This window comes from Achromobacter sp. ACM05 (assembly GCF_019218915.1).
In the GTDB taxonomy this organism is placed as follows: domain Bacteria; phylum Pseudomonadota; class Gammaproteobacteria; order Burkholderiales; family Burkholderiaceae_B; genus Achromobacter; species Achromobacter animicus.
Window position 1 is genome coordinate 1,776,840 of sequence record NZ_JAHUWQ010000001.1, and the last position, 13,535, is coordinate 1,790,374.

General features: G+C 66.7%; 13 protein-coding genes. 3 read left to right on the plus strand and 10 right to left on the minus strand.

The genetic code is table 11. The annotated features are described in order from the left end of the window. The first annotated feature begins 59 nt into the window (after positions 1–59). Positions 60–1,580, plus strand: coding sequence for a mannitol dehydrogenase family protein (locus tag KW836_RS08080; RefSeq protein WP_218342911.1), 1,521 nt, complete (start codon positions 60–62; stop codon positions 1,578–1,580). 9 nt (positions 1,581–1,589) lie between these two features. Then, complete coding sequence (locus KW836_RS08085; RefSeq protein ID WP_218342912.1) at positions 1,590–2,645, plus strand: Ldh family oxidoreductase; 1,056 nt, start codon at positions 1,590–1,592, stop codon at positions 2,643–2,645. Between the two features lie 23 nt (positions 2,646–2,668). Here the strand turns inward: KW836_RS08085 and KW836_RS08090 are convergent, their stop codons facing one another. The 10 genes from KW836_RS08090 to KW836_RS08135 all read right to left on the minus strand — a co-directional run bounded on the left by KW836_RS08090 (position 2,669) and on the right by KW836_RS08135 (position 12,763). Then, entirely contained in the window at positions 2,669–3,379 is a 711-nt protein-coding gene (locus KW836_RS08090) for an ABC transporter ATP-binding protein (protein WP_218342913.1), read from the minus strand. Beyond that, a complete protein-coding gene (locus tag KW836_RS08095; protein WP_175184628.1) occupies positions 3,376–4,143 on the minus strand; it encodes an ABC transporter ATP-binding protein in 768 nt (255 codons plus the stop codon). The genes KW836_RS08090 and KW836_RS08095 overlap by 4 nt, the downstream gene beginning before the upstream one ends. Beyond that, positions 4,140–5,123 (minus strand): branched-chain amino acid ABC transporter permease, encoded by a 984-nt coding sequence (locus KW836_RS08100; RefSeq protein WP_218342914.1) that lies wholly within the window; start codon positions 5,121–5,123, stop codon positions 4,140–4,142. The genes KW836_RS08095 and KW836_RS08100 overlap by 4 nt, the downstream gene beginning before the upstream one ends. Positions 5,124–5,136: 13 nt before the next feature. Next, positions 5,137–6,057, minus strand: coding sequence for a branched-chain amino acid ABC transporter permease (locus KW836_RS08105; RefSeq protein ID WP_175122582.1), 921 nt, complete (start codon positions 6,055–6,057; stop codon positions 5,137–5,139). 40 nt (positions 6,058–6,097) lie between these two features. Continuing rightward, on the minus strand, positions 6,098–7,273 hold the full coding sequence (locus KW836_RS08110) for an ABC transporter substrate-binding protein (RefSeq protein WP_218342915.1): 1,176 nt from the start codon (positions 7,271–7,273) through the stop codon (positions 6,098–6,100). A gap of 127 nt (positions 7,274–7,400) precedes the next feature. Beyond that, positions 7,401–8,408 carry an amidohydrolase family protein gene (locus KW836_RS08115; protein WP_218342916.1) on the minus strand — a complete coding sequence of 336 codons (1,008 nt, stop codon included), beginning with the start codon at positions 8,406–8,408 and terminating at the stop codon, positions 7,401–7,403. Position 8,409: 1 nt separating this feature from the next. Further along, positions 8,410–8,973, minus strand: a complete 564-nt coding sequence (locus tag KW836_RS08120; protein WP_175122585.1) for a 3-hydroxyanthranilate 3,4-dioxygenase — start codon at positions 8,971–8,973, stop codon at positions 8,410–8,412. Positions 8,974–9,760: 787 nt separating this feature from the next. Continuing rightward, positions 9,761–10,747 (minus strand): LysR substrate-binding domain-containing protein, encoded by a 987-nt coding sequence (locus KW836_RS08125; RefSeq protein ID WP_255595172.1) that lies wholly within the window; start codon positions 10,745–10,747, stop codon positions 9,761–9,763. 103 nt (positions 10,748–10,850) lie between these two features. Beyond that, entirely contained in the window at positions 10,851–11,282 is a 432-nt protein-coding gene (locus KW836_RS08130) for a RidA family protein (protein WP_175122587.1), read from the minus strand. Between the two features lie 23 nt (positions 11,283–11,305). Further along, positions 11,306–12,763, minus strand: a complete 1,458-nt coding sequence (locus tag KW836_RS08135; protein ID WP_218342918.1) for a 2-hydroxymuconic semialdehyde dehydrogenase — start codon at positions 12,761–12,763, stop codon at positions 11,306–11,308. Between the two features lie 153 nt (positions 12,764–12,916). Here KW836_RS08135 and KW836_RS08140 point away from each other — a divergent pair, with 153 nt between their 5' ends. Further along, a complete protein-coding gene (locus tag KW836_RS08140) occupies positions 12,917–13,402 on the plus strand; it encodes a MarR family winged helix-turn-helix transcriptional regulator (RefSeq protein ID WP_218342919.1) in 486 nt (161 codons plus the stop codon). The last annotated feature ends 133 nt before the right edge of the window (positions 13,403–13,535 follow it).

Sequence of the window (13,535 nt, forward strand, 5' to 3'; positions counted from 1 at the left end):
CGAAGACGGCTCGGGGCGTGCTATACCCTGGCGTCGCCCCTTTTAGACATTGCGCACCCATGCTTGAACGTCTGAATTCCGAGTCATTGCCGCGTCTGCCCGCCGACGTGGAAAAGCCCAGCTACGACCGCAGCCGGCTGACGCCGGGCATCGTCCATCTGGGATTGGGCGCCTTTCACCGGGCGCATCAGGCGGTGGTCACGGACCAGGCCATGCAGGCCAGCGGCGACCTGAGCTGGGGCATCCTGGGCGTGTCCCTGCGCCATGCCGCCACGCGCGATGCGCTGACGCCGCAGGACGGCCTGTATACCCTCGCCGTGCGCGACGCCGGCCCGGACGGGCAGGACCGGGAACACCTGCGCATCGTCGGTTCCGTGCTGCGCGTGATGGTGGCCGACGAAGACCCCAACGCGGTCCTTGAACGCATAGCCTACCCGCAGACCCGCATCGTCAGCCTGACCGTGACGGAAAAGGGCTACAGCCACGAACCCGCCACGGGCCACCTGCGCTGGGACGATCCCGACATCCTGCACGACCTGGAAGACCCCATCCGGCCCCGCAGCACCATCGGCATCCTGGTGCACGGCTTGGCCTTGCGCCGCGAGCGCGGTCTGCCGCCGATCACGCTGATGTCGTGCGACAACCTGCGCGGTAACGGCGATACGCTGCGCAGCCTGGTGCTGGCGTTTGCGCTGCGGGTGGACGTGACGCTGGCCGACTGGATCGACCGCAATTGCACGTTCCCGAATTCCATGGTCGACCGCATCGTGCCGGCCACCGAAGAGCAGGACCGCCAGCGGATCGCCGGCCGCCTGGGCGTCGAGGACGCCTGGCCCGTGCTGGGCGAGCCTTACCTGAACTGGGTCATCGAAGACAAGTTCGCCGCCGGCCGCCCGGCATGGGACGCGCAGGGGGGCGCGACCTTCGTGAGCAACGCGGCGCCCTATGAACGGCTGAAGCTGCGCATGGTCAGCGGGCCGCATTCGGCGCTGGCCTACCTGGGCGCGACCCTGGGCCTGCACACCATGGCCGACGCCGCTAACACCCCAGCGCTGCGCGCGTTCATCGAGGCCATGATGCGCGAGGAGATCGCGCCCACCCTGCGCGGCATTCCCGAGGCGGGGCTGGTGGAATACCGTCTCCGCTTCCTGAACCGGATTTCCAATCCGGCGCTGCCGCATCCGCTGGCGCAGATCGTCATGGACGGTTCGCAAAAGCTGCCCCAACGCCTGCTGGACACGATCCGCGACCGCCTGCGCGCCGGCCACGGCATCGATCGCCTGTGCCTGGCGGTGGCCGCGTGGCTGAACTACCTGCGCGGCGAAGACGAGCAGGGCGGCGTTTACGCCATTCAGGATCCGATCGCGGCACGGCTGGACCGCCTGCTGTCGCGCGCCGAGGTGGCCGCGCATGCCGCCAAGCCGTCGCAGGCGGCGCAGCGGCGCGCGACGGTGCTGGCGCGCTTCAAACCCGTGTTCGGCGACCTGGGCGATTCGGCCGTGTTCGTTGAATGCCTGACCAAGCATCTTGAAGCGCTGCGCGAACACGGCGTCCTCCACGCCGTGAAAGCAGCCACCTAGGAGACCCGCATGGACGCCGACAGCCGCGTGACCGCCGATGATTGGGAACGCTGGGCCGAGGCGTGCCTGCTGGCGCAGGACTTTTCCGCCGACGACGCGCGGTGCCTGGCGCACAGTCTGGCGCAGACCAGTCTGTGGGGCATCGATTCGCACGGCATCGCGCGGCTGCCGCATTACCTGAATCGCGTGGCGCACGGCTCGATCCTGGCCCGGCCCGACGTCCGCATCGCGCGCACCGGGCCGGGCACGGCGCAGGTGCATGGCGGCCGGGGGCAGGGCATCGTGGTGGCGCATCGGGCCAATGCGTTGGCCATCGAGATGGCCCGTGAGACCGGCGTGGCAGCGGTCGGCGTCAGCGATTCCTCGCACTGCGGGGCGATCGGGCTGTACAGCCGTGCGGCGGCCCGGCAGGGCTTGATCGGCATTGCCTTCACGCACTCGGATTCCATCGCCGCGCCCTATGGCGGGCGTGCAGCCTTCTTCGGCACCAATCCCATCTCGCTGGCCTTTCCGCGTGCGGACGGCGCGCCGCTATGCCTGGACATGGCGACGACCGCCATTCCTTGGAATCGCGTCATGAATGCCCGGCGCGACGGTGTCGCGTTGCCGGCGGGTGTGGCGCTGGACGAGAACGGCGCGGACTGCACCGACGCGCAGGCCGTACGCGCGCTGCGACCGCTGGGCGGCGAGGAGTACGGCTACAAGGGCTATGGCCTTGCGATGATGGTCGAGCTGCTGTGCGGACCGCTCAACGGCAATCCGTTCGGCCCGCACATCTCGTCGATGTACGAGGCGCTGGACCAGCCGCGCGAACTGGGCGCGTTCTTCATCGTCATTGATCCGGCGCGCTTTGCCGGGGGCGCGGCGCTGGCCGCGGTGGTGGCGGGGATGGCGGTCGAGCTGTCGAAGGCGCCCGGCGCGCCCCGCATGCCCGGTGATCCGGAGGCCGAGCATGAGCGGCAACGGCAACAGCTAGGTCTGCCCGTGCCGCCCGCGCTGTGGGACGAGATGCAGGCCTGGAGCAGCCGGCTGGGCGTCGCGCTGCCGGCGACGCGCCAGGCGTAGTGGCGTAACGCGCGGCCCTGTTCCTACACCCCCAGGTACTGCAGCAGCCGCGCTTCGTCGTCCAGGAATTCCTGCGACGTACCCGTCCACGCAACGCGCCCCTTTTCCACGATGGCGTGGCGGTCGGCGGTGGCCAGCAGCGGCTCCAGGTTCTTGTCGATGCACAACACGGCCAGACCGGTCTGCTTCAGCGTCTCCAGCGCGGCCCAGATTTCTTCGCGCACGACGGGCGCGAGCCCTTCGGTCGCTTCATCCAGAATCAGTAGCCGGGGATTGGTCAGCAATGCGCGGCCGATGGCCAGCATCTGCTGTTCACCGCCCGACAGGTGACTGCCCAAATGTTTGGCGCGATCAGACAGGCGCGGGAACAGCGCGTACACCCGTTCCAGCGTCCAGGGCTGCGCCGCGCCTTGCCGGTTGTGCGCGGTGGCCACCAGGTTTTCTCGCACCGACAGATTGGGAAAGACATGACGGCCTTCGGGCACCAGCCCGATGCCGCGCTGCGCCACCTTGTAGGAAGGCAGCCGCCCGATGTCCACGCCATCGAAAGTGATGGCGCCGCGGGAGGCGGAATTCAGGCCCATCACCGCCTTGACGGTGGTGGACTTGCCCATGCCGTTGCGTCCTAGCAGCGTGACGAATTCACCCGGCGCGATGTCCAGGTCGATGCCGAAGAGCGCCTGGCTGGCGCCGTAATGCGCGGTGACGCCGCGCAGCGAGAGCAGGGCGGTCATGCGCGCGCCTCCCGGGTGCGGCCGCGCTCGCTGCCCAGATAGCATTCGCGAACCTGCGGATCGTCGCGGATCTGGTCGGCGGTGCCGCACGCGAGCGCGCGGCCGTACACCAGCACGGTGATGCGGTCGGACAGGGCGAAGACGGCCTGCATGTCGTGTTCCACCAGCAATATCGTGTAGCGGCCGCGTAGCGACAGCAGCAGTCGCGTCATGGCCTCGGATTCGTGCTGGCTCATGCCCGCCATGGGCTCGTCCAGCAGCAGTAGCGACGGTTGGCACGCCAGCACCATGGCCAGTTCAAGCTGGCGCAATTCGCCGTGCGCCAGCTCGCTGGCGGGCGTGCCTTCGCGCGCCGACAGGCCGGCCAGGGCCAGCGCCTCGCGGGCGGGTTCGGTCAATGCCGGTGTTGACAGCACGGGCCGCCAGAACCGGAAGCTATGGCCGCGCCGCGCCTGCACCGCCATCGCCACGTTCTCCAGCGCGGTGAACGGTTTGAAGACCGAGGTAATCTGATACGAACGCGCCAGGCCGTGTCGCACGCGCTTTTCCACCGGCATGCGCGTGACATCCTTGCCGTCGAGCAGCACGCGTCCGGCGTCGGGCCGAAGCTCGCCGCTCAGTTGCCCGATCAGCGTGGTCTTGCCGGCGCCGTTGGGGCCGATCACGGCGTGCAGTTCGCCGCTGGCCACGTCCAGCGACAGCTTGTCGGTGACCGTCAGCCCGCCGTAGCGCTTTTCCAGGTTCTCGATGCGCAGCGCGCTCATTGCGGCTCTCCGGTGGGATGGCGAGCCGCCTTGCTGGGCAGACGCCACGGCGCGGCCGACAGGCTGCCGTAGACACCGCGCCGCGAGGCAAGCACCACGCCGACGATCAAGAGGCCCATGACCAGCATCCAGTGCTCGGTGATGAGCTTCAATCCTTCCTCCAGCAGCAGGAACGCCAGCGCGCCCGCCACCGGGCCGAACAGCGTGCCGATGCCGCCTAGCGCCACCATCACGATCAGTTCGCCGGAGGTCGTCCACGCCAGGTAAGACGGCGAAACGTACATGGTCAGGTTCGCCAACAACACGCCCGCGACGCCGCAGATGACGGCGGATATCACATAGGCGGCAAGCCGGTAACGCAGCGTGGGAAAGCCCAGCGCGCGCATGCGGCGCTCGTTGGCCTGGCAGCCGCGCAGGGCCATGCCGAAGGGCGCGTGGATCAACCGGTGCATCAGCCACAGCACCAGCAACAGCACGCCGAAGGCTGTGCAATACAGCGCGAGCGGCGTGTCCAGCCGGAAGAGGCCAAAGTCGCTGCCGGCAAAGAGCGACATGCCGTCGTCGCCGCCAAAGCCTTCCAGCCCTGTCGCCAGAAAATAGAACATCTGGGCGAAGGCGAGCGTGATCATGATGAACGCGATGCCGTTGGTGCGCATGACCACATACCCGCTGACGATCCCGACGACGGCACACGCGCCGATGGCGCCAGCAAGATGCCACCAGCCGCTTTCGATGCCGTAGTGCGACAGCACGCCGACGGAATAGGCGCCCAGGCCAAGATACAGCGCATGGCCGAAGCTCACCATGCCGCCGTAGCCCAGCAGCAGATTGAGCGCCAGCGCCGCAATGCCATAGACCAGCACGCGGCCAAACAGCGCCAGCAGAAACGGTTCGCCCTGCCACTGCGCGTAAAGCGGCACCAGGGCGAACAACAGCAGCAGCGCGGCGGCGGCCAGCGTGCGGGGAGATAACGTGAACATGGCGTCGCCGTCCTTATCCGTGCCTGACGGGAAACAGGCCTTGCGGCCGCATCGCAAGCACCAGCGCCATGACGATGTAGATCAGCATCGACGCGATGGCGGGGCCTGCGGCATTGGCCGCGGCCGGGGGCAGGGCGGCGCGCAGCAGGGTCGGCAGCAGCGCGCGGCCCAGCGTGTCGATCAGCCCGACCATCAGCGCGGCCAGGAACGCGCCGCGCACCGAGCCGATGCCGCCGATCACGATGACGACCAGTGTCAGGATCAGAATGGGTTCGCCCATGCCCGTCTGCGCCGACAGAATGGGACCAGCCATCAGTCCGGCCAGGCCCGCCAGCACCGCGCCCAGCACGAACAGCAGCGTGTTCAGGCGCGCGATGTTCACGCCCAGTGCGCCGACCATCATGCGGTCCGTGGACCCGGCGCGGATCAGCATGCCGAGCCGGGTGCGATGGATCAGCAGGTAACACCCCGCCGCAACCAGCAGCCCGACCACGATGATGAGAAACCGGTACAGCGGATACGTGACCCCCAGGATGTCGATGGTGCCGGACAGCCAGGACGGCAGCCCCATGCTGATCGGCGCGGGTCCCCACAGGATGCGGGTCAGTTCATTGAAGAACAGGATGAAACCGAACGTGGCCAGCACCTGGTCCAGGTGATCGCGCGGATACAGCCGCGCCAGCGCGATCCGGTCCAGCAGCAGCCCAAGCAGCGCCATGCCCGCGACGACCGCGGCGGCGGCCAGCAGGAACGAGCCGGTGTGCCGGAACACGGTGGCCGCGATGAACGCGCCCATCATGTACAGGGACCCGTGCGCCAGGTTGATGAAATTCATGATGCCGAACACCAGCGTCAAGCCGGCGGCCAGCAGGAACAGCAGGATGCCGAGTTGCAGGCCGTTCAAGGCCTGCACCAGCAGCAGTGTCGTGGACATGGCTACACCCCCTTGCTGACAGCCCTCGGGGCCGCCCGCTTCACTTCATGACGCACTGGGCGGCGTACTGATCAGAGACCTTGGACAGGTCGGGGAAGATGGGGCCCTTGTTGACGAACGCGACCTTGCCGTCGCCGTTCTCGGCCACGTCGGCACGGAAGAACCCGGCCACGGGGAAGTGGTTGGGCTGATAGCGGAATTCGCCGCGCACGGATTGGAAGTCGGCGGCTTCCAGCGCCTTGCGCAACGCGTCCTTGTCGTCGGTCTTGCCGCCGGTCTTCTTGAGCGCCGAGCCGATCAACTGGGCGGCGTCATAGGATTGCGCGGCGTAGCTGGACGGCTCGCGTCCATATTTCTGACGGAAGGCTGCGGCAAAGGCCTTGTTGGCGGCGTTGTCCAGGTCGGGCGAATACGGCACGTTGGTGACGGCGCCCAACGCGTCCTTTTGCAGCGCGGGCAGCGTGGCGCCGTCGATGGTGTCCACCGACAGCAGGGGGATCTTGCCGAAGAGTCCGGCCTGGCGGTACTGCTTGATGAAGTTCACGCCCATGCCGCCAGGAAAGAAGACGTATGCGGCGTCGGGCTTGGCGTCGGCCAGCGCGGCCAGTTCGACGGAGTAGTCGGGCTGGTTGACCTGCGTGAACACTTCGTTGACGACGTCGCCTTTGTAGAAACGCTTGAAGCCGGCCATGGCGTCCTTGCCGGCCTGGTAGTTGGGGGCCAGCAGATAGACCTTCTTGAACCCCATCTGGTTGGCCATTTCGCCGCTGCCTTCGTGGCGCTGGGTGTTGTTCCAGGATGTGGAGAAGAAGAACGGCGAACAGTCCTTGCCGGCAAGATTGGTGGGGCCGGCGTTGGAGCCCACGAGGAAGACGCCGGCGCTGGTCACAGGCCGCACGACGGCGAGCATGACGTTGGAGTAGACGACGCCGGTGATGATGGGCACTTTGTCGCTTTGCACGAGCTTGCGGGCGGCCTGGACACCGACCTCTGGCTTGAACTGATCGTCTTCCTTGATGACCTGCACGGCCACGCCGCCGAGCTTGCCGCCGCCTTGTTCGACGGCAAGCATGAAGCCGTCGAGCTGGTCTTGGCCGAGCACGGAGCCGGGACCGGTCAGCGTGGTCAGCAGGCCGATCTTGACGTCGGCCTGCGCGGCCGCGTGTAGCGACAGCCCGAGCACCGCGGCGGCGGCCAGCGTATGGATGCGTTTCATGTGATTCCCCTTGCTATGCCGTGTGTCACGGTCGTGGATGTGATGGCGCGCGGGTGCGTGGATTCGCTGGCGCGTGGTTTCACTGCTGCGCTACTGCATTGCTGCCCTAACTCATTGCAGCCCTATTTCATTGCTGCGCCTGCAAGCCAAAGAAGGTCATCGTGTTGCGGAACAGAATCTTCTGCTGCACGCCGGGCACCAGGTCGGCGTGGGTGACGAGCTTGCCGACTTCCTGTTCGCCCAGCGGATAGGGGTAGTCGGAGCCGAGCAGGACGCGGTCTTCGCCCATGACGTCGATGAGCAGGCGTAGCGATCGCGGGTCGAAGACGGCGCTGTCGGTGTAGAAGCGGTCGGTGTAAGACGATGGCGGATGCGGGCAGTCTTCGCGGACGATGTCGCGATGGCGCCAGGCGTTGTCGACCCTTCCGAGCAAGTACGCAAAGCTGCCGCCGCCGTGGGCGAAGCACAGCTTGAGGCTGCGGGGAATGCGTTCGAAGGCGCCGGACAGGATCAGCGACAGAATGCCGAGCTGGGTTTCGGCGGGCATGGCGACAAGCCACGGCAGCATCCATTTCTTCATGCGGCCGTCGGTCATCATGTCCCACGGATGCACGAGGACGGGGATGTCGTCGTTGGCGCAGTGGACTAGGAACCGGACAAGCGTGTCGTCGTCGAGGTCGCGCGAGCCAACGTGGTTGCCGATCTGGACGCCTAGATGGCCGGCGGCGCGTGATCGGGAGGCTTCGCGGCAGGCGAGGTCGAGGTCCTGCAGGGGAACTTGGGCCAGGGATTTGAGGCGCGCGGGGGCGTGGGCGCAGTGTTCGAGCGCCAGGTCGTTCATGCGTGCGGCCCAATCGGCGGCAGCCTGCGCGGGGTAGGTGTAGCCGAACATGATGGGCGTGGCGCACAGGATCTGGACATCGACGCCGTGACGGTCCATCTGTTCGATGCGCAGCGCGGGGTCCCAGAGGGTGGCGTCGACGGGGCGGAACGGACGGTCACCGGCCATGATCTGGCCGGTCGTACCGTTGCCGTCCGGACGCAGCCAGGGCGCGTTGACGGGGTCGAGCGCAGCGGCTTCCTGCCGGGTTATCGGCGGGAAGAAGTGCGCATGCATGTCGATTTTCTGGATCATCTTAGGTGGATGCCTGAGCGGGGGTGGGCTGCGCGGACGGGGCTTGGCCTTTGCCGGGATGGATTTCGCCGCAGCCGGGGCAGGTGCGTTTTTCCTGGCTTTGGTAGAAGGCCTGGAAGAGCGGGGGCAGGTCGGTGACGATGCTCTTGAGCTGGACTTCGACGCGATGCACGAGGTGGCGGCAATGCGGGCAGTACCACTCGAATCCGTCGAGCAGGCCTTCTGGGCGCTGGCGTTCGATGACGAGACAGGCGCTGTCGGTTTCGGGGCGTTGGGGGGAGTGGCGGACGTGCGGGGGCAATAGGAAGATGTCGCCTTCCTTCAAGTCGACGCGTTCGGGTTTGCCGTCGATCCACAAGGAAAGCCAGGCGTTGCCGCGTATCTGGTAGAAGAACTCTTCCAGCGGGTCGTCGTGGTAGTCGGTGCGATGGTTGGGTCCGCCGACTACGGTGACGATGAAGTCGCTGTCTTGCCAGATCTGCTGGTTGCCGACGGGGGGCTTGAGCAGATGCGCGTGGTCTTGGATCCAGCGCTGGAAATTCAACGGTGGGCCGTAGGCAGGCATGAGGAACTCCGTGGGTGTCGCTTGATGAGGGAGAGTCTAGGCGGGGGAGCGGGGGGCTGCACAATAGAAATTGTGGGGGTGGATATGCGGGTTATCTATCGCGGGGTTTCCCTGGTGGCCTCTTTCGTGCAGCGCAGAAGCCCAGCTTTCGAAGCGCGAAGCGGTTCACTGGCGAGCGGAGCGGGCATTGCTGGTGTTGGTCATTGTCAAGGCGAGCGGATTGCACTTGAGAGGAATGGGACGGTCTTGGTGCCAGCGGATTGTTCTTGAGACGCCGGGCGCGTCGTCGGCCTGGGGCGCGCGGGGCTACGATTGCGGTCCGGAGCCTTCGCTCCGGACTTCCCCTTCGTCATCGTCGTTGTCGCCTGCGGCGACTGCCTTCCGATTCCCTCGGGCGCATCTACACGCCCCGCGCGCCCCAGGCCGACGCCGCACCCGGCTGCGGTGAAATCAGCTTGGCGGTCGGCGGGGCGACTTGCGTTCTTAAGGTTCTTGCTCGGGTCAGCGCGTGTTTGGAGCGGCTTGCGGTGCCCGCCCCACGTCGGCCGCGCGGGCGGCCTAATGGGGCTTACGCGGCGTCTTGCGTCGTCGTGATGACGCTTCGCGTGTGGCTGCGATTAAGAGTGCGTCGGTGTTGCATCCGTAGGTGTCACGGATGCGTAGGTGTCTCGCATACGTAGGTGTCTGACACCCCAGCATTGACCTACCGCGCCGGGCCGACGCCTCCCCGGTGTCTGACACCGGCCTACGAAGCTGGGTCTTCATCAGCCATCGCGCGGCTCCGGTCTTAGACGCCGGTCGACGGATCTTCCGCGGGTGCTAGCCGCTGCGCCGTAATCTGCTTCAAGTAATCCACCAGCCGCTGACAAGCCGGTGTCAACGGCCGATCGGCTCTGATCGAATATCCAACGTCCCCGAACGCGCCGAATACATTGGTAGGCAGGCGAGCCAAGATGCCCATCGAAAGAAACTGCGCTGCAGCGTCATAGGGAATAAGCGCCAGCGCGTCGCTATGCATCAGCACGCCGATGTTGGTCAGCAACGACAGCGACTCGACATGCCGGGCCGGCAGCCGCAATCCGGCGTCGAAGAACGTGCGCTCTATCGACGCTCGCAGCGGCGACGTCGGCGCGGGCAAAATCCAGATGTGATCCATCAGGTCGGCCAAGTCGACGTCAGATGCGCCAGCCAGCGGATGACGCGCGCCGACGACCAGGCACAAATCTTCGTGGTAGAGCTTGTGATGATCGACAGCGACGCCGGAGATCGAAGCCATATCCGCGCCAGGCAGGCGACCGACGACGATGTCCACGTCGCCGGTGGCAAGCGCAGGCAGCAATTGCGCGGAGGGGCCTTCGCGGACAGTGACCTGGATGCCGGGGTGGTCGGTCATGAGGCGGGCGATGGCTTCGGGCAGGAGCTTGGCGGAGGCGGCAATCAAGGTGCCGACGACGACGTGGCCGCTGGCGCCGCCCAGGACGGCGTCGATGTCGTCGGCCATGTAGCGCACTTCGGCCATCATGGCGTGCACGCGCCGGCCCAGCACGAGGGCGAGTTCGGTGGGGGTGACGCCGCGGTTGGAGCGTTCGAAGAGCGTCGAGCCGAAGAACGCTTCGAGGTCGTGGATGGCCTTGGTGACGGTGGGTTGCGTCAGGTGCAGTTCGCTGGCGGCGCGCGACAGCGAGCGGCGCGCCAGGACGCGTTCGAAGATCTGGAGCTGATGCAGCTTGAGCTTGTGGCTCAGCGCGTTGGGCGTTATGCGGAAGTTCGACATCCGTGCGGCCGCCCCGGCGCGTGGCCGCGGACGATGGTCCTGTTCCCTGGGTGAGTCCGACATGCCGCCGCCCTTGGTGCGTTGTCCGGATCGCCGGGATCGGCTAGCGGGCGGCGGGCTTGTAGGCGACGGCTTTTATTTCGATCAGCAAATGCGGGTGCGGCAGCTGGTGCACCGCAACCGTGGTGCGCGCCGGACCATCGGCGTCGAAGAACTCGCCGTAGGTCTGATTGTATCCACCGAAGTCGTTCATGTTGACCAGGAAAGTGCTGATCTCGACGACGTCGGCAAGCGTGGCGCCGGCGGTGGCGAGGATGTCGCGGATATTCTCGATAACGGCGCGGGTCTGTTCGCGGATGTCTAGCGTGGTGGTGCCCATGGCGTCGACCTCGGCGCCGGCGATGCGGTTGTCGGGCAGGCGCGAGCTGGTGCCGGATACGTACAGGAAGTCGCCGGCGCGTTTGATGTGGGGATACTTGCCGCGGGGCGTGGCCTTGCCGGGGACGACGGTGGCGGTGGGGGTGGGCTGGTTCATCGTGCGGTCCTTTAAATGAGGTGTCAGAGCTTGATGCAGACGTTGGTGGGTTCGGTGTAGAAGTGCAGCGAGTGGCGTCCGCCTTCACGGCCGATGCCGGACAGGCCGCTGCCGCCGAACGGTGTGCGCAGGTCACGCAGGAACCAGCAGTTCACCCATGCAAGGCCGACGTTCATGGCTTGCGCGACGCGGTGGCCGCGCGTGAGGTTCTGAGTCCAGACGGCGGCGGCCAGGCCGTAGCGGGTGTCGTTGGCCAGGCGGATGGCCTCGTCCTCGGTGTCGAAGGGGGCGATGTGGCAGACGGGGCCGAAGACTTCTTCCTTGATGCAGCGGGCGTCTTCGGACAGGCCGGTCCAGATGGTGGGTTGCACGTAGGCGCCTTCATCGCGGGCGTCGCCGAAGACGGGCACGCCGCCGCCAGCGACGACCGTTGCGCCTTCCTCGCGGGCGAGGGCGAAGTAGGACAGCACTTTTTCGCGATGCTCGCGCGAGACGAGCGGTCCCATTTCGGTGTCTGGGTCCAGCGGCCAGCCGATGCGCATGGCGCGCGCGCGGTCCGCGAGCGCGGCGACGAAGCGGTCGTAGATCGGGCGCTCGACGTAGACACGCTCGGTGCACAGGCAGACCTGGCCGCAGTTGGCAAAGACCGAGCGCGTGACGCCGTCGACGGCCGCGTCGAAGTCGGCGTCGGCGAAGACCAGTGCGGCGTTCTTGCCGCCGAGCTCGAACGACACGGGTTTCACGCCGGGCGCTACAGCGCGCATGATGGCGGCGCCGGTGGAGGATTCGCCGGTGAAGGTGATGCCGTCGATGTCGGGATGCGTGGTCATGAATTCGCCGGCCGAGTTCGGGCCAAAGCCATGCGTCAGGTTCAGGACGCCGGGCGGCAGGCCGGCGTCGTGCGCGACTTCGGCGAGCAGGGTGGCGGTGGACGGCGTGACTTCGGACGGCTTCATGATGACGGTGTTGCCGAACGCCAGCGCGGGCGCGACTTTCCATGTCAGCAATAAGAGCGGCAGGTTCCAGGGCGAAATCACGCCGACCACGCCGAGCGGCTTGCGGTAGGCGTAGTTCAACGCCTGGCGGCCGTCGGGCGTGTCGGTCATATAGCTTTCCATGTCCAGCGTGCGCGCCAGTTCCGCGAAGGTTCGGAAATTGGCCGCGCCGCGCGGGATGTCGATCTTGCCGGCCCAGCCGATGGGCTTGCCGGTGTCGCCGATCTCGGCGTGCAGGAAGTCGTCGAATCGGCGCTCGATGCCGTCGGCAAGCGCCAGCAGGTAGTCGGTGCGCGCCGCCACGGGTAGCGCCGCCCACGCGGGCAGGGCGCGCCGCGCCGCGATGACGGCGCGGTCGACCTGGTCGCGGCTGGCTTCATGCACCTGCGCGATCAGTTGCCCGTCCACCGGACTATGTTTGTCGAAGGTGGACGCGCCGTTTTCGAAGCGGCCGTCCAGGTAGTTGCGCAGTTGGCGAGTCGGCATCGGCGTGTTCCCGTTGGAGTCAGATGGGGTGGTTCATATAAATACGTATACGTACTATATTGGCGGATATTAGGCAGTGGGCGGATCCAAGTCAATGCGCATTTGCGAGAACGGCTGCGCCTACAATCGCCAGGCACATTCCATGGACGCCAGATGACCGCCGCTTCCCGATCCGCCCGACCGGCTTCCGCCCGGACCCTGAAGGAATTCGACCTGACGCATGTGGCGTCGCACTTGCTGCGCCGTGCGCATTTCCGGGCCGAGGCGCTTTTCACGCAGGCGTTTCCGGACGAGGACCTGACCCCGCGCCAGAAGGCGTTGCTGGTCACCGTCTATCAGAATCCGGGCGCGACGCAGAACCGCATCGCCGAACTGATCGCGCTGGATCGGAATTCCTTTGCGGAAATGATCGCGCGGATGACGAAGAAGGGGTACGTGCGCCGGACGCGGTCGGCGGAAGATGGACGCGCTTATGCGCTGGAGATCACGCCGGAAGGGGCGGCGCTGCTCGCGCGTGTCCTGCCCCGAGACGCGGAGGTGGAGGCGCAGGTGCTGGCGCCAATCCCGGAGGATTTGCGGCCGGTGTTCCTGCAGTGTTTGCGTCTGATGGCAGGTTTGGAAACCGCGCCCGCGCCTTGATGCGGACGCCGCAGGTATCGCGGCGAGTCAGCTCTCGCTTTTGGGAACTGGCGCAGGCGGGGGCGTTTGAGAAGACGCTTGCGAGGGCGCTTGTGGATAGGTCGGCGCAGGCGCTTGAGGATGCGCCTGCGGA

What these genes read in the sequence shown, in the direction of transcription:
- KW836_RS08080 (WP_218342911.1), top strand. Translation starts at nt 60, where the DNA reads ATGCTTGAACGTCTGAATTCCGAGTCATTGCCGCGTCTGCCCGCCGAC.
- KW836_RS08085 (WP_218342912.1), top strand. Translation starts at nt 1,590, where the DNA reads ATGGACGCCGACAGCCGCGTGACCGCCGATGATTGGGAACGCTGGGCC.
- KW836_RS08090 (WP_218342913.1), bottom strand. Translation starts at nt 3,379, where the DNA reads ATGACCGCCCTGCTCTCGCTGCGCGGCGTCACCGCGCATTACGGCGCC.
- KW836_RS08095 (WP_175184628.1), bottom strand. Translation starts at nt 4,143, where the DNA reads ATGAGCGCGCTGCGCATCGAGAACCTGGAAAAGCGCTACGGCGGGCTG.
- KW836_RS08100 (WP_218342914.1), bottom strand. Translation starts at nt 5,123, where the DNA reads ATGTTCACGTTATCTCCCCGCACGCTGGCCGCCGCCGCGCTGCTGCTG.
- KW836_RS08105 (WP_175122582.1), bottom strand. Translation starts at nt 6,057, where the DNA reads ATGTCCACGACACTGCTGCTGGTGCAGGCCTTGAACGGCCTGCAACTC.
- KW836_RS08110 (WP_218342915.1), bottom strand. Translation starts at nt 7,273, where the DNA reads ATGAAACGCATCCATACGCTGGCCGCCGCCGCGGTGCTCGGGCTGTCG.
- KW836_RS08115 (WP_218342916.1), bottom strand. Translation starts at nt 8,408, where the DNA reads ATGATCCAGAAAATCGACATGCATGCGCACTTCTTCCCGCCGATAACC.
- KW836_RS08120 (WP_175122585.1), bottom strand. Translation starts at nt 8,973, where the DNA reads ATGCCTGCCTACGGCCCACCGTTGAATTTCCAGCGCTGGATCCAAGAC.
- KW836_RS08125 (WP_255595172.1), bottom strand. Translation starts at nt 10,747, where the DNA reads ATGTCGAACTTCCGCATAACGCCCAACGCGCTGAGCCACAAGCTCAAG.
- KW836_RS08130 (WP_175122587.1), bottom strand. Translation starts at nt 11,282, where the DNA reads ATGAACCAGCCCACCCCCACCGCCACCGTCGTCCCCGGCAAGGCCACG.
- KW836_RS08135 (WP_218342918.1), bottom strand. Translation starts at nt 12,763, where the DNA reads ATGCCGACTCGCCAACTGCGCAACTACCTGGACGGCCGCTTCGAAAAC.
- KW836_RS08140 (WP_218342919.1), top strand. Translation starts at nt 12,917, where the DNA reads ATGACCGCCGCTTCCCGATCCGCCCGACCGGCTTCCGCCCGGACCCTG.